Source organism: Vibrio sp. 704 (genome assembly GCF_033339295.1).
The window spans coordinates 1-544 of record NZ_JAWOUH010000897.1 but is presented as its reverse complement, the minus strand read 5'-3'; the positions used below and the strand labels follow the sequence as shown (position 1 = coordinate 544).

Sequence of the window (544 nt, the reverse complement as noted above, 5' to 3'; positions counted from 1 at the left end):
ACTCATCAGTCGATCAACAGGAATGCCTTCTTGTACAGAGCTAAGCAAGAAAACACCGCGAATAAGGGCTGGCTCTTCAAACGTGTTCTGCGCAAATATCTCAGACAAAAACTCATCTAAGTTTGCTTGTAAAACTCGCAGCTGTTTTGGAAATTCGAATATTAGCGTGCGCTTTTCTAAGTCATCTTCAGTTTCTAATATACGTAACATGCGCGCATCGAGCCGCTCCAACATGCCGTGAAACTCTTTATTAAAGAGAGAAATGACACCACGTTCGTCATCAACTTCTCGTGGGAACATAAATCCAAAAAGTTCCTCACGCTCTTCTTTACTTAAATCAGCAAAAAATTCATTAAAGCCAGCAACCAGATCCATTTTCGTCAGCAGAACATAGATTGGGAATTGCATACCCAACTGATTTTTGAGTTCCTGAAGGCGAGATTTTATTGATCTGGCATGTAAGCTACGCTCTGTACGAGTTTGAGACATCATACTTGCTAGGCTGATTGTTACGATAGCGCCATTGATAGGCCTTTGAGTGCGG

1 protein-coding gene is annotated in these 544 nt (G+C 41.9%); it reads right to left on the bottom strand.

The features are described from left to right. Nucleotides 1-544 (bottom strand): type VI secretion protein IcmF/TssM N-terminal domain-containing protein (locus R7R24_RS29755; protein WP_318120594.1); only part of this gene is annotated, 544 nt, incomplete at both ends.